General features: G+C 58.8%; 18 protein-coding genes and 1 pseudogene. 9 read left to right on the forward strand and 10 right to left on the reverse strand.

All coding sequences use genetic code 11. The features are described from left to right. Positions 1-59 precede the first annotated feature (59 nt). The gene (locus AC3RCM_RS14550; RefSeq protein WP_274145253.1) at positions 60-518 is read left to right on the forward strand and encodes a hypothetical protein; all 459 of its coding nucleotides are present in this window, start codon (positions 60-62) and stop codon (positions 516-518) included. A 62-nt stretch (positions 519-580) separates the two neighbouring features. Here the strand turns inward: AC3RCM_RS14550 and AC3RCM_RS14555 are convergent, their stop codons facing one another. Next, on the reverse strand, positions 581-1123 hold the full coding sequence (locus tag AC3RCM_RS14555; protein WP_020190221.1) for an AAA family ATPase: 543 nt from the start codon (positions 1121-1123) through the stop codon (positions 581-583). 167 nt (positions 1124-1290) lie between these two features. Continuing rightward, on the reverse strand, positions 1291-2547 hold the full coding sequence (locus AC3RCM_RS14560; protein WP_064490603.1) for an NADH:flavin oxidoreductase/NADH oxidase family protein: 1257 nt from the start codon (positions 2545-2547) through the stop codon (positions 1291-1293). Between the two features lie 300 nt (positions 2548-2847). Here AC3RCM_RS14560 and AC3RCM_RS14565 point away from each other — a divergent pair, with 300 nt between their 5' ends. Both AC3RCM_RS14565 and AC3RCM_RS14570 read left to right on the forward strand, forming a co-directional pair. Continuing rightward, positions 2848-3651: a type 1 glutamine amidotransferase domain-containing protein gene (locus AC3RCM_RS14565; RefSeq protein WP_064490604.1), complete on the forward strand. Its 804-nt coding sequence runs from the start codon at positions 2848-2850 to the stop codon at positions 3649-3651. Positions 3652-3765: 114 nt separating this feature from the next. Continuing rightward, positions 3766-4692: an acetoacetate decarboxylase family protein gene (locus AC3RCM_RS14570; RefSeq protein ID WP_104887885.1), complete on the forward strand. Its 927-nt coding sequence runs from the start codon at positions 3766-3768 to the stop codon at positions 4690-4692. Between the two features lie 15 nt (positions 4693-4707). Here the strand turns inward: AC3RCM_RS14570 and AC3RCM_RS14575 are convergent, their stop codons facing one another. The 4 genes from AC3RCM_RS14575 to AC3RCM_RS14590 form a co-directional block, all read right to left on the reverse strand. Then, positions 4708-5187, reverse strand: a complete 480-nt coding sequence (locus AC3RCM_RS14575; RefSeq protein ID WP_104887557.1) for a MerR family transcriptional regulator — start codon at positions 5185-5187, stop codon at positions 4708-4710. 199 nt (positions 5188-5386) lie between these two features. Continuing rightward, positions 5387-6454 carry an alkene reductase gene (locus AC3RCM_RS14580; protein ID WP_064490605.1) on the reverse strand — a complete coding sequence of 356 codons (1068 nt, stop codon included), beginning with the start codon at positions 6452-6454 and terminating at the stop codon, positions 5387-5389. A 40-nt stretch (positions 6455-6494) separates the two neighbouring features. Then, positions 6495-7289 carry an SDR family NAD(P)-dependent oxidoreductase gene (locus AC3RCM_RS14585; protein ID WP_020190215.1) on the reverse strand — a complete coding sequence of 265 codons (795 nt, stop codon included), beginning with the start codon at positions 7287-7289 and terminating at the stop codon, positions 6495-6497. 46 nt (positions 7290-7335) lie between these two features. Then, positions 7336-8334: an NADP-dependent oxidoreductase gene (locus AC3RCM_RS14590; protein WP_492628976.1), complete on the reverse strand. Its 999-nt coding sequence runs from the start codon at positions 8332-8334 to the stop codon at positions 7336-7338. A gap of 114 nt (positions 8335-8448) precedes the next feature. Here AC3RCM_RS14590 and AC3RCM_RS14595 point away from each other — a divergent pair, with 114 nt between their 5' ends. Then, on the forward strand, positions 8449-8892 hold the full coding sequence (locus AC3RCM_RS14595; protein WP_020190213.1) for a winged helix-turn-helix transcriptional regulator: 444 nt from the start codon (positions 8449-8451) through the stop codon (positions 8890-8892). 65 nt (positions 8893-8957) lie between these two features. Here the strand turns inward: AC3RCM_RS14595 and AC3RCM_RS14600 are convergent, their stop codons facing one another. Then, a complete protein-coding gene (locus tag AC3RCM_RS14600; protein WP_492628977.1) occupies positions 8958-9839 on the reverse strand; it encodes a LysR family transcriptional regulator in 882 nt (293 codons plus the stop codon). A gap of 117 nt (positions 9840-9956) precedes the next feature. Between AC3RCM_RS14600 and AC3RCM_RS14605 the strand changes: the two genes are divergently transcribed. The 4 genes from AC3RCM_RS14605 to AC3RCM_RS14620 all read left to right on the forward strand — a co-directional run bounded on the left by AC3RCM_RS14605 (position 9957) and on the right by AC3RCM_RS14620 (position 12377). Next, positions 9957-10145 (forward strand): hypothetical protein, encoded by a 189-nt coding sequence (locus tag AC3RCM_RS14605; protein ID WP_129932425.1) that lies wholly within the window; start codon positions 9957-9959, stop codon positions 10143-10145. Positions 10146-10148: 3 nt separating this feature from the next. After that, the gene (locus AC3RCM_RS14610) at positions 10149-11177 is read left to right on the forward strand and encodes an SDR family oxidoreductase (RefSeq protein ID WP_492628978.1); all 1029 of its coding nucleotides are present in this window, start codon (positions 10149-10151) and stop codon (positions 11175-11177) included. A 17-nt stretch (positions 11178-11194) separates the two neighbouring features. Beyond that, a complete protein-coding gene (locus AC3RCM_RS14615) occupies positions 11195-11743 on the forward strand; it encodes a histidine phosphatase family protein (RefSeq protein WP_081273118.1) in 549 nt (182 codons plus the stop codon). Between the two features lie 118 nt (positions 11744-11861). Continuing rightward, positions 11862-12377 carry a GrpB family protein gene (locus AC3RCM_RS14620; RefSeq protein WP_019438508.1) on the forward strand — a complete coding sequence of 172 codons (516 nt, stop codon included), beginning with the start codon at positions 11862-11864 and terminating at the stop codon, positions 12375-12377. A gap of 196 nt (positions 12378-12573) precedes the next feature. Here AC3RCM_RS14620 and AC3RCM_RS14625 read toward each other — a convergent pair whose 3' ends face one another. Further along, positions 12574-13575, reverse strand: a complete 1002-nt coding sequence (locus AC3RCM_RS14625) for a zinc-dependent alcohol dehydrogenase family protein (RefSeq protein ID WP_064490611.1) — start codon at positions 13573-13575, stop codon at positions 12574-12576. A gap of 107 nt (positions 13576-13682) precedes the next feature. Here AC3RCM_RS14625 and AC3RCM_RS14630 point away from each other — a divergent pair, with 107 nt between their 5' ends. Beyond that, positions 13683-14561 (forward strand): LysR family transcriptional regulator, encoded by an 879-nt coding sequence (locus tag AC3RCM_RS14630; RefSeq protein ID WP_014591125.1) that lies wholly within the window; start codon positions 13683-13685, stop codon positions 14559-14561. Positions 14562-14623: 62 nt separating this feature from the next. Here AC3RCM_RS14630 and AC3RCM_RS14635 read toward each other — a convergent pair. Both AC3RCM_RS14635 and AC3RCM_RS14640 read right to left on the reverse strand, forming a co-directional pair. Further along, positions 14624-15283: pseudogene (locus tag AC3RCM_RS14635) on the reverse strand (helix-turn-helix transcriptional regulator); the annotation flags it as partial. A gap of 96 nt (positions 15284-15379) precedes the next feature. Then, complete coding sequence (locus AC3RCM_RS14640) at positions 15380-16474, reverse strand: GNAT family N-acetyltransferase/peptidase C39 family protein (protein WP_064490613.1); 1095 nt, start codon at positions 16472-16474, stop codon at positions 15380-15382. Positions 16475-16486 lie beyond the last annotated feature (12 nt).

Raw genomic sequence — 16486 nt, forward strand, 5'->3', positions numbered from 1 at the left:
CTAGCTTTACCTCGGACACTGAAATCTCCGTTCAAAGCTCAACCAGGTAAAGGTTCGTTATGACTAGAATAATCGAGCTGACGATCACCGACGGTTACCTCAATCCGTTTGCCTCGCCAGACAACCCCAAGTTAAGCCCCGAACTGGCGGACTATCTGTCAGATAGCGCCTGGTACCACCCCGAACTGTGCCTGCACATCCGTTGCCCGGAAGACGAGCGAGAACGCCTGCAGCAAGCGATCAAAAATACCTTTGCGCAAAAGAGGGAACAGCTCGGAGGGGATATTCGCACCCAACGGCTGGTGGCGCTGACACTCTTGGGCTTGGCGCTAGCCTTGGTGCTGGCAGGCACAGCGCTGGGCATTGAAGGCACCATCCCGGTGGGCGTTGTTACTGTCACCGCGTGGATGCTGCTCTGGCGTAGCGCAGAGATATTTTTTCTGGATATCCGCAGCATTAAACGGCAGCAGCGTAAGTACCAACGCATTGCCAGCGCATCAAAGCAGTTTGTGCCTTAGTTCTGGCGGGCTGAAAATCCGACTTTTCAACTCCTATGTCTTCGCAACCACCGGCGATTCAGTCAATGACCTTGCACGACCTGATCCGGTTGCGTGCCCATACTCGCGAGAAAAACATCGGTATCCCGATTGGTCCGCAGGCAGACCACGCGACAGCCCGACGGGGCCGTCGCCACGAATCGCTTCATCGCCTCCCGAGACGAGGTTTTCGTCCGCCACATGAACCTGAAAAACTCCGGCAGGTTGGCCAGCAGTTCCGGGCAGTTTTCCGGCAAGTCAGGCCGGGATCGACCGCGGTTCAACATTGTTCTGCGGAGCACGCGCCAGAATCGGAGCGGCGCCGAGCGATCAATCCATATCAACATGTCAGCGCGGGCCAGCCGGTTGTTCCATGTGGTCGAATGCCCGCCTTCGAAGATCCAGCGCTCACGGGCCTCGATCTCATGACAAAGACGCGTCTTCTCGTCGCGGCTCCGCTCGACCCACCCTGGCTGCCAATGAATCGTGTCGATATGCACGACCGGCAAGCCTGTGCGCTCGCCAAGCTTGCGCGCCAGGGTACTTTTCCCAGACCCTGGCTGACCAATGATCATCACCCGTTGCATTGAAGCTCCCTCTCGCCATGCCTACTGAATTTCGGGCGCGCGATTTTACGGCAATGGGCGACGCGGTCAAGGCACGGGCAACAGCGTCGCGGCATTGGGTGATGAACTCGCCGAGGACATCTTCATGAACCAGGGCGTAGTCTGGTGCAACGCAGGTCTGGCCAGCGTCATCTTGCGTCTTCCAGGCCGTTGTAATGCGCAGACGTTTCAACCCATCTTCGATACTGGCGAGCGCGACAGGCCATGAAGAGCTGTTGCTGGATCAGCGCGCGCAACGGCGAAACGCTCGGATCGGGCTTTTTAGCCCGGCTGAGTTTGCGCAGTTGAAACTTCACTACTGCCATGTTCGCCAAGGATGCGATGGCCTTGTTTTTCCAGGTGATCGGCGGCAATTGAGGGGCGTTGTCCTTGCCCTGCAACCAGTCACGAGGCAAGTGCGGATCGATGGCTAACGCCGTTCCGATACCCACCATGTCCACACCGCTCTGCACGACGCTTTCGGCCACCGGGCGCCGACGTATACCGCCAGTGACCATCACCGGCATTTTGGCAACGGTTTGGAGATCACGGGCGAACTCGACGAAATACGCTTCGCGAGCCAGGGTGCGACCATCGCGCGCGTCACCCTGCATGGCGGGTACTTCGTAGCTGCCTCCCGATAACTCCACCATGTCTACGCCCAGGTCGTTGAGCCACTCAACGACCTTTTTCGCGTCTTCGGTGGTGAACCCTCCGCGCTGGAAATCGGCGGAGTTGAGTTTGACCGCCACTGCAAAATCCACAGAAACCACGGCCCTGACCGCCTTGACGATTTCGAGCAACAGGCGCGCCCGGTTTTCCAGAGAGCCACCCCACTCGTCCGTCCTTTGGTTGGTCAGCGGCGAAAGGAACTGGCTCAACAAATAGCCGTGGGCAGCGTGGATCTCCACACCTGTGAATCCGGCTTGTTCGCCCAGGCGTGCGGTGTTCGCAAAGCGCTGAATAACCTCTTCGATCACGCCGAGTGGCATCGCGTGAGGCGTGGCAAAACGCTTGGACAATTTGCCCAGTTCCAGCGGCACGGCTGACGGTGCCCAGGTTTTTTGCCCAAGATTGGACTGCATCTGCCGCCCTGGGTGGTTAATCTGCAACCAGAACTGCGCACCACCGGATCGACCAATACGCGCCCAGCGCTTGAACTTGTCCAGTTGCTGATCGTCCTGTAATACCACGCCACCCGGCCCGGTCATGGCGCGGCCGTCGACCATCACATTGCCAGTGATAATCAGGCCGGCACCACCGTCGGCCCACGCTTGATAGAGACGCATGAGTGCTTCGGAAGGCGCCTGGTCGGCATCCGCCATGTTCTCTTCCATGGCGGCTTTGGCGATACGGTTCTTGACGGTCGAACCGTTGGGAAGCATCAGGGTGTCGAACACATTCATGGAGCAGTCCTCAACTGGATATGAGGCCACCTTAAGTTTGAAGTCAACTTTAAGGTCAATACCTTTTTCAAGATCAGTCGATTTCCAATACGCCGGCACCTGGCAAGTGCGTCACCCGATGGGCGTCCAACAACCGAGTGGGGAGTGTTCAGTCGAAGTCTTGGCCGTACCGGGTGAAAAGCTCGAGCGCGAATCAAACCCAGCGCCAAATGCATCGGACATTATTTGCAGCAAGGGGATTGACCTTAAAGCGAGGTTTAAGGTGAGCATGCACTGGCCTGCTTGAGTGATGGAGCTCGGATGATGCTCAAGACCTTTGTTTCTTATGCGTTGGTACTGATAGGTAGCGCTTTCATGACATTTGCAAATGCTGGCACCGCCGCTTCCACAACGACTGCCAAGAATCGCCAGATTCTGGTGATCATGACCAATCACGCCAGATATCCCTCACGCACCGATTCCACGGGGTTGTGGCTTACTGAGCTGACGCATTTCACCGATGTGGTGGAGGCGGCTGGCTACAGCACAGTTTTTGCCAGTCCCAAAGGCGGTGCGGTGCCACTGGACGAGCGCAGTCTCGGTTGGCTGTACATGGACAAAGCCGCGCGTGAGCATTTGCAGTCCCCGGCCTTTCGCGCCCGCTTGCAGAACACGCTGCCGATCGCCGATATCGATCCGTCCCAGTTCGGCGTCATCTACTTCACCGGGGGCCATGGCGTGATGTGGGACTTCCCCAATAATCCCGACCTGCGACGTGTCGCCGAAACCATCTACAACCAGGGTGGCATCGTCTCGGCCGTCTGCCATGGCGTAGCGGGCCTGCTGGATCTGAAGGATGAAAAGGGCCAGTTGATCATCAAGGGCAAGAACATCACCGGCTTCTCTGATCGCGAAGAACTGTTCTCCGGCATGAAAAGCCAGGTGCCCTTCTTCCTTGAGGACAAGTTGGTGAGTCAGGGGGCTCGGTACCGCAAAGGCTGGCTGCCCTTCACGTCATTTGCCATCACGGATGGAAGGCTTGTCACCGGCCAAAACCCTCAATCACCCAAAGCCGTAGCTGAAGCGGTGATGGCGGTGCTCTCTGGCGACAACGTAGCTCGCTGAACCCTCAAGTTGTTCCCACCCGCGGAGAAAGACCGATTGAAACTTGCAAGCACCGCATTAACAGGATTGCTGTTCAGCTCAATTGCCAACCAAGGGTTGGCGGGGACGCCTGAAATGCTCACGTCGACTGAAACCAACACAATCGAAATCGCAGGCCACCCGGTGCCGGTCGTCAAAGGCGGCCTGTACGACCGTTATCGCTCGAACCCGCCCTTGTCGGTGATTGCAGCAGAGCTGCCGGGTGTTGATTTGAGCTGGTTCAAAGGACTGGAAAAGCACAAGGTCGACATCGGCTTCGAGTCATACTCCCCGAACTTTTACTACCAGAACAGTCGGGTAACGGCTGTCTACACGGCCGACTTGGACGCACTTCGGGCATTGATGCCGCCGGAAGTACTAGCAACCGCATCTCCCCTGCAAGTCTGGCCAGGCCGTGGCTTGGTTGCGTTTACTGCATACACCTATGAGCATTGTGATAACGACGCCTATAACGAAGTGGCGGTGTCGATCATTACCAACACGCCAGGCAAAGCCAATCTGGGTCCGTTCACACTGATTGGCCAGTCGATGTCCGGCGACTTCTGGGGCTATGTGCTCAAGCTGCCGGTCAATACCGAGCTTGCACGGGTGCGTGGTGTCGTCGGTTACAACCTGCCTAAATGGCTGACTGGTATCGACCGCAAAGAAGATGCCCAGTCTGTGGTCTATGACATCACCGACAGCCAGACCGGAAAAGTCGATGTGTCCTTCAAAGCGAAGAAACTCGACAAGCTCTCACGCGAAGTCGATATCGTCACCAGCAGCTTCACCAATCTCGATCATCAGGGCCACTTGGCATACGGTTATGCGGTTTCCCGCCAACTCCGTCACGGCTCGAGCCGCGACGCAGATTCAGCCACCCTCACACTAGGCGACGGCAGTCTGTCGAATTACCTCCGCACCCTGAAGCTTGGGAAAATGATGAAGTACGAATACGTGCCAGAGTTCCAGAGTGCGCTCTATGCACCCAAACCGCTCGCCGGCCTGATTGGCGAGCGTTGAGACCTTTTGCGCCTGTCAGGCCCCGGAAGCCTGGCGGGTGTTTTTTCTTGTGGAAGACGTTACCGCACGCTTGCCGGACGCTTGGCCAACCCCTTCTTCACGCAAACGATTTATCAGCATTTGCGCATTGTCCGCGCACGCCATGCCTTCGGGCTTACCCTCGATGCCTTCGATGACGAGCAGAAGTTGCGCTTTGTTTTGTGCTAGCCGTTCCTCCAGCGCACTGATTTCCTCAACCTTTTGCTTGAGCCCAGTGAGCAACTCGTCGTGCCGCCAGCCACTGGCGTTCATCGGCATCAGTTGCCGGATCTCCTCAAGAGAAAAACCCGCCGCCTGTGCGCTGGTTATCAGTTGCAGAACCCATTCGGTATCAGCCGCATAGTCCCGGTATCCATTGGCCTTGCGCTCGACGGAGCTGATCAGGCCACTGGCCTCATAGAATCGAATGCGTGACGGAGCCAGTCCACTGATTTTTGCAAGTTCACCTATTCTCATACCTCACCCTGAAAAACCTATTGACCTTAAAGTTGACTTTAAACCTGAAGTCATCGGGCGGCCAAGCACAACGTGTGACTTGGTCGCCACGGAAATTCATGGGGTAAGCGGAGGCCGCTCAGCGCGGACGATTGGGGTCTGGGATGGACACTGCATGGGTAACCGCCCGCCTGGGTCGGGTCTGACAGGACGACAGACCTCAATAATCGGTATATCCCTTTTCTCCGGGTGTATAAAAGGTCGAACTGTCAGGTTCTACCAAGTGCTGTCCCGACGCTAGCTTGGCGACCAGGTCCGGGTTCGAAATGAACGGACGACCGAAAGCCACCAGGTCGCCACGCTGCGCGTCGAGGTCCGCATTGGCGCGGGCGACATCATAGCCACCGGAGAGTATGTACTGGCCGGTGAAAGCGGCGCGGATCGCGGATTTCAATTCGGGGCTGACTTCGGGCGCCCCCATGGCGCTGTGATCGACGATGTGGATATAGAGCAGGCCAAGCGCATTCAATGCCTCAATCAGGCCCAGGTACATTGCGTCCATATCGGCATCCGGTAGTTGGCCGTTGAAAACCCCATACGGCGAGATACGCATGCCAACCCGTTCCGCGCCAATGGCGTCGACCGTTGCCTTGGCAACTTCGACCGCGAAGCGGATGCGGTTTTCTACCGGGCCTCCCCAGCGATCATTGCGCTGGTTGGATGCGGTATTGAGGAATTGGTCAATCAGATAGCCATTGGCTGCATGCAATTCGACGCCATCGAAACCCGCTTGTATCGCCAGTTTGGCCGAAGCTGCGTATTCGCTGATGCTCTGGGCGATGTCCGCCTCGCTCATGGCGTGTGGGACAGGATGCGGCTGCATGCCCTCGCTGTCGGTCCACATCTCGCCGGGAGCGGCAATCGCCGAAGGTGCCAGGACGCGGGCGCCTGCCGGCAGGTTCGCGGGGTGGCTGACCCGCCCGGTGTGCATCAACTGCACAAAAATCCTGCCGCCGGCTTGGTGAACGCCATCGGTCACGCGTCGCCAGTTTTGCACGTGCTCTTCGTTGAACAGGCCAGGGATACGTGGGTAACCCAGGCCATTGGGTGATGGAGAGGTGCCTTCGGTGATGATCAGTCCGGCATCCGCCCGAAGGCGGTAGTACTCTGCCATCAGTTCATTGGGCTGGTTGCCGATCGCGCGGCTGCGGGTCAGCGGCGCCATAACAATGCGGTTCTTCAGTGTGAGGTTGCCGAGCTGCGCAGGGGTGAACAAGCGGTCGTTCATGGAAGTCTCCTGGGTGGCGGATTCGATCATTCGTACACAATCACGCGTTCAGTGGGCGCTGATATCGTTCAGCCGCGTGGGTTTGTCGAATGTCAGACATCAGCCCTTGACGCGCACCTTCCAGTGCATCCCAGCGCTCGGCAACATGAAGTGGCGGGATGGTTACCAACTCGCGACGGTCGAAACCGACAAGTGCAGCATCGACCAGCTCACCGACCTCCATCACCTCCGGGAGTGTGTTGACGTCAATGCCGGCACGCGCCCAGATCTCGGTGCGGGTCGCTGCCGGCAGCACCGCTTGCACGTACACGCCCTTGGGTGACAGCTCCTGACTCAGCCCCTGTGACAGAAACAGCACGAAGGCTTTGGTAGCGCCGTAGATGGACATGCCGAACTCGGGCGCAAAACCCACCACTGAACCCACGTTGACGATCGCACCAGTGCCCGACTGCGCGAGGCGCGGCGCGATTGCAGCAGCGAGCCGCGTCAGCGCGGTAGTGTTGAGCGTGACAAGGCGCTCAATAGCTTCAGCGGACTGGTCGAGGAAACCACCCGATTGGGCCATACCCGCGTTGTTGATCAACACGCCGATATTGGCGTCGTCGCGCAGTCTACTTTCAAGCACGGACAGGTCTGCCGAGCTGGTCAGGTCGGCTGGCAGCACCTCAACGGCCACATGGCTTTCCTCGCGCAGGCGTAATGCAAGCGCCTCCATGCGCGATGTGTCGCGCGCCACAAGGATGAGATCGTGGCCACGACGGGCGAAACGCTCGGCGTAGGTGGCGCCAATGCCGCTGGAGGCGCCAGTAATGAGTACGGTCGGACGGGTGGTCATGGAAGTTACCTTTATGTCGATGGTTGTGTGAGAAATACGGCGGCAGTCACATCTTGATTACGACCTTGCCCTTGGAGCGCCCTTGAGCAAGGTACTCAAGCGCACCCTTTGCGTCCTCGAACGGAAATACCCGGTCGATCACCGGCTGAATTTGCTGGGCGTCCAGCAGTTTGCCGATTTCGGCGAGTTGGGCACCCTCGGGCTGCACGAAAAGAAACGAGTACTGGACATTCCGCCTCTTTGCCAGGCGCATGATCTTGCGGCTCATCAGGCCGAACACGAAGGTCAGGAGGAGGTTCAGGCGTTTGGCCCGGGCGAACGCAGCATCCAGTGGGCCAATGAGCGAGACAATCTGGCTTCCGGGTCTGAGGATGGACAAGGATTTTTCAATCGCATCCCCCCTTACGGTTCCGAGCACCGCGTCGTAGTCGCGCAGCACGGTCTCGAAATCCTGCGTCTTGTAGTCCACAACCTCGTCCGCCCCCAGAGCGCGCACCAGGTCAACGTTGCCTGTACTGGTGGTGGTGCCCACCTTTGCACCGAGGTGTTTGGCCAACTGGATTGCGAACGTACCGATACCGCCCGACCCGGCAGGAATGAACACCTTCTGCCCGGCCTGAAGCTTGAGGCGCTCTTTCAGCGCTTGCCATGAGGTGAGGCCGACCATCGGGATCGACGCCGCCTGCTCGAAGCTCAGATTGGCCGGTTTCAGCGCGGCGGCGCTTTCCGGCACAACCGCGAATTGCGCAATCGCCCCTGTGCCAAGATCGAAGATGCTGGCGAAGACAGCATCGCCTGGCTTGAAGCGGGTCACATTGCTACCTACCTCGGTCACGATGCCGGCCAGATCGCTGCCCAGGGTGGCTGGCAGCTGGAAATGCAATACAGGCTTGAACATCCCCGTTGGAATCATGTTGTCGATCGGGTTCAGGCCGGCAGCGTGGACTTGCACCAGTAATTCGTCAGCCTTTGGCGTGGGGCGGGGAACGTCGGCCAACCCGATGTCGGGTGACTTGCCGTAGCGCTTGAAGGTCAGTGCTTGCATGGTTCGGCTATTCATCATTGGTTTTTGCGGGTGGATGGCTCGTCATCGAGGTGTTACTATCGATTTGATATAGACAATACTACCCTTTCGCAGGCAGGTCACTATCAAAATAGTATGGACGTGAAAAATAGTTGCGATAACCCGTGCCCAATCGCCCGCAGCCTGGCAGTTGCCGGTGATGCCTGGAGCATATTGATCCTGCGTGATGCCCATGCCGGCCTTTCTCGCTTTGACCAATTCAGGAAAAGCCTGGGTATTGCACCGACAATGCTGACCCGCCGGCTGGCGACACTGACGGAGGAAGGATTACTGGAGAAGCGGCGCTACTCCGAGCACCCGCCTAGGGAGGAGTACCTGCTGACCGCTGCGGGTCGCGATTTTCTGCCTGTGCTGTTCATGATTGGTGCATGGGGCCGGCAATACCGAGGCGGTGGTAAGCTGACGCGCTTCTTCGATGCGCAAACAGGCACAGAAATCAAAGCTGTCGCCGTGGACGAGATTACGGGGGCAAAGATCGGCACGCGCCCCCTGCGCATTGTCACACCTGAGGAAAGTTGACACGACCTCTGCAGCCTTGGTCAGCGGCCGGTGAGGTGCTGCGCAGTGATCAGGGTGCTGCTGGATCAAGCGTCAACATGTGCCGAGGACAGGGCTTCGAGCAGAACCCGCTCCAAGGTGTCAAAAAAGCATTTGATGTGAGCTTGCTTCAAGGCCTGAGGCCGGGTCACCAAATAGATCTCCATATCTGGAAGCTGGAGATGCGGGAACAGCTGGACCAAATCGGTAGCCGCGATACGGGGCAGCACAGCCACCCCCATCCCTCGCCTCACCGACTGGAGCTGCACGGCGAACGAGTTCACGCTGATCTGCGCGCGGTCCAGACCCGCGGCCTTTGCCGCTCGCATTTGCGGCAAGATATCCAGCGGGGGAAGCAAGGAAATACTGACCGCCGTGGAAAGCGTCACGCCTGGAAACTGCTTCAGATAACCCAGGGCAGCAAAGATGCCGTAGGCGAGCCGGCCAATGGGTCGATAAATCAGTGACGGTTCCCCCAGATGGGCGGTGCGCACAGCAACATCTGCCACGCCGCGGGCGATCTTGTGAAACTCGGCTGCCACCGTTAGCTCCACGGAGCAACGCGGGGGCAGGGATGTAAAGCGCCTTATCGCCTCCAGAACGTAATCCGAGAACCCCTCCCCTGCACTGACCAACACACTGCCGGACAGCTCGGTAGGCTGCTGCGATGTGCCAGAAAGGGTTTGCCGCCTCAGGCCTGATTCTGCAGCGATAGCAACTTCCACCAGGGATTGCCCCCGGGACGTCAGCCGGCACCCTTCAACGCCGCGCTCGACAAGTGGCTCGCCCACCGCAATCTCAAGTTGGGTCAGGCGGCGTGACAAGGTAGAAGCTGCGATACCGAGCAATTGTCCCGCCTGAAGAAAGCTGCCACGTCGCGAAACGGCCAGCAGAAGGCGAAGATCATCCCAATTTGCGTGCGATGTCATACTGTCAGTCATTCCTGGCTTTGCGAATATGCAAAGCCATTATGCAGTGATTGCTGTTTTTCGAAAGCATCCTCAAAGGTATATCTATAGCCCTTCGATACGAATGGACCGGACTTTATGACTATCACCCCCAACGCCTGTGCGCAGCACGCCTCTGGCGCTTTCAATCGACCAGATCCAGAGGCGTTGCTTGCAGTGGTTGGCAACGATTGCATCCACCTCGATACCATGGGTCTTGTCGTCATGGACAAGGCCTTTTTCGACAGCGCCGTGTTGCTGCCGTTAACCGAACAGCGAGCGTGTTGAGCCATGCGCAGCGTATTTGTGACCGGAGCAACCGGCTTGCTGGGCAACAACCTGGTGCGTGAATTGGTCGCTTGCGGCTACACGGTCAAAGGCCTGGTCCGCTCAAAAGCCAAAGGTGAACAGCAGTTCAACAATCTGCCGGGGGTGGAACTGGTCGTTGGGGACATGGCCAAGGTCGACGCATTCGCAGCGTCGCTGCAAGGCTGCGATACGGTATTTCACACAGCCGCGTTCTTCCGCGATAACTACAAGGGCGGCAGCCACTGGAACGAACTCGAACAGATAAACGTGTCGGGTACGCGGCGCCTGCTTGAGCAGGCCTACGGGGCCGGCATACGACGGTTCATCCATACGTCTTCCATTGCTGTGCTCAACGGCGCACCTGGCACGTCCATCGAGGAGAACTGCCTGAGGGCCGACGCCGACGCCGATGACTACTACCGCAGCAAGATCCTCGCTGACCGTGTCGTATTGTCGTTCCTGGAGAGCCACCCCCAGATGCATGCCTGTATGGTCCTGCCTGGCTGGATGTGGGGGCCTGGCGACGTTGGCCCAACCTCGTCGGGGCAATTGGTCAACGATGTGGTACAGGGCAAGTTGCCCGGGTTGATCCCTGGCAGTTTTTCCATTGTCGATGCCCGCGATGTGGCATTGGCACAAATTGCCGCAGCCAGACATGGGCGCCGAGGTGAGCGCTATCTCGCGGCGGGTCGACATATGACAATGCGCGAACTGATGCCTGTTTTAGGACGTATGGCGGGCGTCAAGACACCAGCCCGACAAATACCGCTGCCCTTTCTATACACCTTGGCGGCTGTGCAGGAGATCTACGCGCGCCTGACCGGCAGACCCATTCTGCTGAGCATGGCCACGTTGCGTCTACTGGTTCGAGAGCAGGACCGCACCCGTTTCGACCACCGCAAGAGTGAACAGGAGCTTGGGCTGAGTTTCCGGGCACTAGAGCTGACAATCGCCGATACCGTGGCGTGGTACCGTGATCACGGCTGGTTTGAAAAAGGCAGCCTACTGTGAGCGGGGAAATAATCCTGATGCGCCACGGTCAGCCAAAACTGGTCGCAGCCGAGAAAATGTCAGCGCTCCAAATGAAAGACTGGATCGAACAATACAATCAGTCCGAAATTACCCACCAGCCGGTTCCGGAAGCCAGCAGGCAGCTCGCCGCAACCGCCACGGTAATTGTCTCAAGTAGTGCGCCACGTGCGCTGACCTCCCTGCAGGCGCTCGGTCTCAAGCCCACCCTGGTCGACGCGCTCTTCTGTGAAGCGCAACTGCCTTATGCTCACTGGAGGCTGCCACGGTTATCGCCGTTTACCTGGGCATTTATCCTTCGCGTCTTATGGCTGTGCGGTTACTCACGCCGCGTCGAATCTGCAAGCACTGCGAGGATCCGCGCCAACGTGGCAGCGCAACGGCTGCAATCGCTTGCCAGCGAAGGTCCCGTTCTATTGCTCGGTCACGGTTTCATGAACCGGATGATCTCCAAACAACTGATGGCAGACGGATGGAAACGCCAAACGCGTAGCGGCAGCCAGTATTGGAGTGCGACGGTCTATCGATATGCGGGTGTTGAAGCGTGAATCGCCCGGATTCCGAAGACACATCTCGGCGACAGTGATTGCCCTGTAAGTCGGTGGCAAATGCACACGCCTTGATGGACAATCCGGCGCCTCATGTAGTTATCGCCAAGGAACGGACATGGCACTGACCAGCAAGATTACCCCCTACGATCCCACATGGCCCGCCCGTTTCCTGACAGACAAGCCACTCATTGCCTCGGCATTCGACGCTGAACTGATTGCTATCCACCACGTTGGAAGCACGTCTGTCCCAGGGCTGGCGGCGAAGCCCGAACTGGATGTGCTCATTGAGGTTCACGCGCATCGCAATACCTCGACGCGGGACGAGGTGTTGATGGCTTTGGGGTATGTACGGGGAAGTGATCTGTCAGAGGGCCATCATTTCTACCGGCGCAATGTGGATGGGATTCGCACGCACAAGCTCCATGTTTGTACCCGCGACCACCTGACGATCACTCAGATGCTGGGGTTCAGAGATTTGCTTAGGCGCGATGCCTCGATCCGCCAACAGTATGAAACGCTGAAGCTTCAGTTGGAGTCGAGCAATACGGGTGGGATGGCTGAGTATCTAGAGAAAAAGGCTCCTTTCATTATCGCGGCGCTGCTTCATGCCGGTATAACCACGCGTGAATGATCGGTTTTTCTGGCACACCCTTTCGTCCCGACAGTAGCGACGAAGTCACCACTTCGATTGCGGCCAGCTTGGCCGGCCGCCGGCACCGCCTGGAACAAAGCCCTCACATCAAGGAAGGACTTTCATGATCACTTGCCATCAAGGCTTGAAGCGGGCGTTTCCGGCGGGTAATTACTGATACATAAAGCTCAGGAGACTATTCACTTATCAACTGGATAACCGTCTTGCCCCTGCCGCGACCTTCGGCGACCTGTCGGAATGCGTCGTTGACCTCATCCAATGCAAACTGTTGCGGGTCCACCCGGATCGCCAGTTGCCCGGCATTGGCCAGAACGGCAGCCTCGCGCAGGATGCTTCCATGGTGTTCGCGTCCCTTGCCGGTTAGCAGCGGTGCCAGGGTAAATACGCCCGAGTAGGTGGCACTTTTGAAGGATAAAGGCGCGAGACTGTGCTGGCCCCAACCGAGGCAGCTGAGTACGTGCCCGGTATAAGGCTTTACTGCCTTGAATGACGCGTCCAACGTGCTGCCGCCGACGGTGTCATAAACGATGTCGAAACCTTCCCCGGCCGTAAATTGTTCGACATAGGCCTCTACACCCTGCGCCTGATAGTCAATTGCCGTGGCCCCCAGCGAGCGAATGAAGTCTAGACTGCCCGCGGAACCGGTGGCGTAGACTTCGGCACCGCGAGCCTTGGCCAATTGCACCGCAACTTGGCCGACGCCACCTGCGCCGCCATGAATCAGCACACGCTGACCACTACGAACATTGGCGTGATCTACCAAACCTTCCCAGGCGGTGATGAATACCAACGGCAGCGCGGCAGCCTCACGCATGCCGAGTGCATGCGGCTTAGATGCAATCAGCCTGGCATCCACAGCGATGTATTCGGCCAGGGTGCCTTGGGCGCCGCCGATTCCGCCGGCCATGCCGAAGACCTCCTGGCCAGGCGTGAAGCCATCAACTGCCTCGCCCAGTTCGACGACCGTACCGGCGAGATCCAGGCCGAGCACGGCCGGCAACTCCTGGCGGGCGTGAGCACCCGCACCGATTGCAATCTTGGTGTCGAGCGGGTTGACCCCGGCGGCGTGAATCCGCACCAAAACCTGTCCCTTACCGGGCACAGGGCGGGCGATGTGGCGCACGACCAGCGGGGTCTGGGCGGATTCGGCGATAGCGGCAAGCATGGTCTGATTCATGACGGGAACCTCTGAATGAGTGGACGCTTACAGGTTGCACCGTCTTCCTCATTCCGATAAGAAACTAAATTTGGATATTACTTATTCCCCAAAGAGGCCCAATAGCGATGGACCTGTTCGACAGCATGCGCATCTTCGTGCGCGTCGTGGAGCGCGGCTCGTTTTCCGCAGTGGCTCGGGAGCTGAACATGGGGCAGCCGGCAGTCAGCAAGCAGGTCCGTGCGTTGGAGCAGTACCTGGGCGGAGCCGTGTTCGCCCGCAGCACCCGGCACCTCGCCCTCACCGATCAAGGGCAACGCTTCTACAGCCACTGCCAGGAGATTCTCAGCCAGCTGGAGCATGCCACGCGCAGCTTCGCCAGCGGCCAGGAGCAGATCGCCGGCCCCCTGCGAATAGCCGCACCGGTCAGCTATGGGAGGCTGTGCATAGCGCCCCTGATCGGGGCTTTTCTACAGCGCCACCCCGATGTGCAGATTGACCTGCGCCTGAACGATTACAACGAAGACCTGCTCATGGAAAACATCGACCTGGCCATCCGCATTGGTGTGGTGAAGAGCGAGGGGCTGGTGGCCGTGCCCCTGGGCACCAGCACACGGCGAGTCTATGCTGCACCGGCCTATCTCGATCGCCATGGCCAGCCACGCGAGCCCGCCGAACTGGCAGGCCACAACTGCATCGCCTTCACCTTGCTTGAGCATTACGACCGCTGGCACTTCACCCATCGTGGCGAAGCACTTGAGGTTGCAATCAAAGGCAACGTCACCAGCAACAACAGCGAGGCCATTCGTGAGATGGTCCTCGGAGGCCTGGGCATCTCCCTGTCTCCGCAGTGGCTGTTTGCTGCGGACTTCGAGCAGGGTGGCGTGTGTAGCCTGCTCGACGAATACCAGACGACCGCGCTGCCGGTCAGCGCCGTGTTCAGCCGTGAGCGGCGCCGCTCGGCAAGGACGATGGCGTTCATCGATTTTCTTCGGGAGAACGTGTAGGCCACCCCGATGAGGCGCAGGACCTTGCTCATTCCCTGGCGTGCAAGTCGGTCGACCAGGCGTCACACCGTTCCCTGCTGCAGCCATTGTTTCGGGCTCGCACCCACCTTGCGGCGAAAGGTTCGGGCTAGCGCAGAAGGACTTTCGTAGCCGACCTCATCGGCGATCAGGGCAATGGGGCGCCCTTCGCGAAGGCGTTTTTGCGTCAAACTGATGCGCCAGTTCGCCAGGTAGTCCGCAGGCGTAATACCCACGATCTCGCGAAAGTGCGAAGCGAAGCTTGCCCGCGACATGCCCGAAAGATTCGCCAGTTCCGCCACGGACCAATTGCGCTGCGGCTCATCGTGGATCCCCACAAGCGCGCGAGACAGCTGAGCGTTGGCCAGACCCGCCATCATTCCCGAGGCGATGCTGCGGCTGGCGATGAGGTGGCGAAGCAGCTGAATGATCATCAGCTCGAACAAGCGATTGAGAATGACATCACGACCACACTCATCTCCAAAGGCTTCTTCGAACAGCCAGTCAAGGGTGCCATCAAGGCCTTGCAATTCGCCGAGGGGCTTGATGATGAAGTCCGGCAAAGCCAGGGTCAGCGGATTGTTGGCGCCGCCATCGAATTGCAGGGTGGCGCACACTAACTCCGCTTCATCGGCGTCGGTGGCAAGCAAGTGATGCTCCTGCGGGCGCACCGCCAGAATCAGGGTGGGTTCGGTCGCTTCACGCTTGAAGCGCAAAGTGCTCCGGCATGCGATCCCATCCGGAGCACTATTCATGTTCACTCCATGCCCATGCCATACATACCCACCTGCACAGCCGTTCTATCGCCCGCGCAACAGCACAGCGGCCCTTACCCGCTGCCTGCCGAAACTGCTCATGCGCTGAAATTCGGCATGGCTTACTGGCAGATGCTGGCAGTCCAGGATGCGTTTTTGGCGGCTGTGATCCACATCAGGATCATGCAGGTACACGAATTCGTCATCGCAACCCGTGACCAAGATCCAGTGCGGGGCTTTCAGACGAGTGAAACGGTAGCTGCTAATCAGCACCACCGGCCTGAACCCGTCTTGCAACGCTGACCGCACATCAAGGCCGGGCGCCAGCACCTGATGCACGTCGGTTTCGGCCAACGCTCCGGCAAAGCCGTCCTCGACCAATTGCATTACGTCTTTTTTCTGAGCACTGCGTACTCCATCGAGGAACAGCGATCCAGGCTGGCTGACCACCATGCACACCTCGAACCCGCGGCGCCAGGCCGCCAGTGCAAGCCCCTGCGGACTGCAACCGCCGTGCCCTGCCGTCATGAAGATGGTGGTCGCTTCTCGCCACAGTTGAATTTCCTCGCTGCGGTGCATGGCCCGCCCCCGTTCGACCGCAGCCATGGCCATCAGCAGGCAGGCCGCTCCGCAGGTGAACTCGGTCGTTTGCGCGTAGTACGGCACTTGCCGTGCAGGGGGCGGAGCACTGCGCAGGATACGCTTCTCGAAACGCAGCGCCTGGCTGTGGTCTTCGTAGTAGTTCTCAACCACAGCGAAGCGTTGATAGCCATTGCTTTCGTACAAGCTGATGGCCGCAGGGTTGTCCGCACGCACCTCCAGGCGCAGCCAGGCGCAATTACGCTCAAGCGCACTTGCCTGGGCCTGCTCCAGCAACTGCTGGCCCAACCCATGGCCGCGCCAGGCCGGGCTTACGGCAATTGAATACAGACGGGCAAGTGACGTGCCGCGATGGAACAGCAGCAGCGCGTAGCCCGCCAGATGCCCCTGTTGTTCAGCGACAATAAGGCTGGCATTGGCGCGTCGCACCATCCAGTTGAAATTACGCGGGCTCAGGCGGTCGAGGGTGAAACAGTCCTGCTCCAGGGCAACCAGCGCATCGATATCGGCCACCGATGCAAAGCGAAAATCAAAAGCCATGGCAACACCGTA

This window comes from Pseudomonas sp. GW823-FHT05G12, assembly GCF_058795575.1.

Bases quoted from the DNA above. Each gene is read 5' to 3' on its own strand.
- AC3RCM_RS14550 (WP_274145253.1), top strand. From the start codon at position 60: ATGACTAGAATAATCGAGCTGACGATCACCGACGGTTACCTCAATCCG.
- AC3RCM_RS14555 (WP_020190221.1), bottom strand. From the start codon at position 1,123: ATGCAACGGGTGATGATCATTGGTCAGCCAGGGTCTGGGAAAAGTACC.
- AC3RCM_RS14560 (WP_064490603.1), bottom strand. From the start codon at position 2,547: ATGAATGTGTTCGACACCCTGATGCTTCCCAACGGTTCGACCGTCAAG.
- AC3RCM_RS14565 (WP_064490604.1), top strand. From the start codon at position 2,848: ATGATGCTCAAGACCTTTGTTTCTTATGCGTTGGTACTGATAGGTAGC.
- AC3RCM_RS14570 (WP_104887885.1), top strand. From the start codon at position 3,766: ATGCTCACGTCGACTGAAACCAACACAATCGAAATCGCAGGCCACCCG.
- AC3RCM_RS14575 (WP_104887557.1), bottom strand. From the start codon at position 5,187: ATGAGAATAGGTGAACTTGCAAAAATCAGTGGACTGGCTCCGTCACGC.
- AC3RCM_RS14580 (WP_064490605.1), bottom strand. From the start codon at position 6,454: ATGAACGACCGCTTGTTCACCCCTGCGCAGCTCGGCAACCTCACACTG.
- AC3RCM_RS14585 (WP_020190215.1), bottom strand. From the start codon at position 7,289: ATGACCACCCGTCCGACCGTACTCATTACTGGCGCCTCCAGCGGCATT.
- AC3RCM_RS14590 (WP_492628976.1), bottom strand. From the start codon at position 8,334: ATGCAAGCACTGACCTTCAAGCGCTACGGCAAGTCACCCGACATCGGG.
- AC3RCM_RS14595 (WP_020190213.1), top strand. From the start codon at position 8,449: ATGGACGTGAAAAATAGTTGCGATAACCCGTGCCCAATCGCCCGCAGC.
- AC3RCM_RS14600 (WP_492628977.1), bottom strand. From the start codon at position 9,839: ATGACATCGCACGCAAATTGGGATGATCTTCGCCTTCTGCTGGCCGTT.
- AC3RCM_RS14605 (WP_129932425.1), top strand. From the start codon at position 9,957: ATGACTATCACCCCCAACGCCTGTGCGCAGCACGCCTCTGGCGCTTTC.
- AC3RCM_RS14610 (WP_492628978.1), top strand. From the start codon at position 10,149: ATGCGCAGCGTATTTGTGACCGGAGCAACCGGCTTGCTGGGCAACAAC.
- AC3RCM_RS14615 (WP_081273118.1), top strand. From the start codon at position 11,195: ATGCGCCACGGTCAGCCAAAACTGGTCGCAGCCGAGAAAATGTCAGCG.
- AC3RCM_RS14620 (WP_019438508.1), top strand. From the start codon at position 11,862: ATGGCACTGACCAGCAAGATTACCCCCTACGATCCCACATGGCCCGCC.
- AC3RCM_RS14625 (WP_064490611.1), bottom strand. From the start codon at position 13,575: ATGAATCAGACCATGCTTGCCGCTATCGCCGAATCCGCCCAGACCCCG.
- AC3RCM_RS14630 (WP_014591125.1), top strand. From the start codon at position 13,683: ATGGACCTGTTCGACAGCATGCGCATCTTCGTGCGCGTCGTGGAGCGC.
- AC3RCM_RS14640 (WP_064490613.1), bottom strand. From the start codon at position 16,474: ATGGCTTTTGATTTTCGCTTTGCATCGGTGGCCGATATCGATGCGCTG.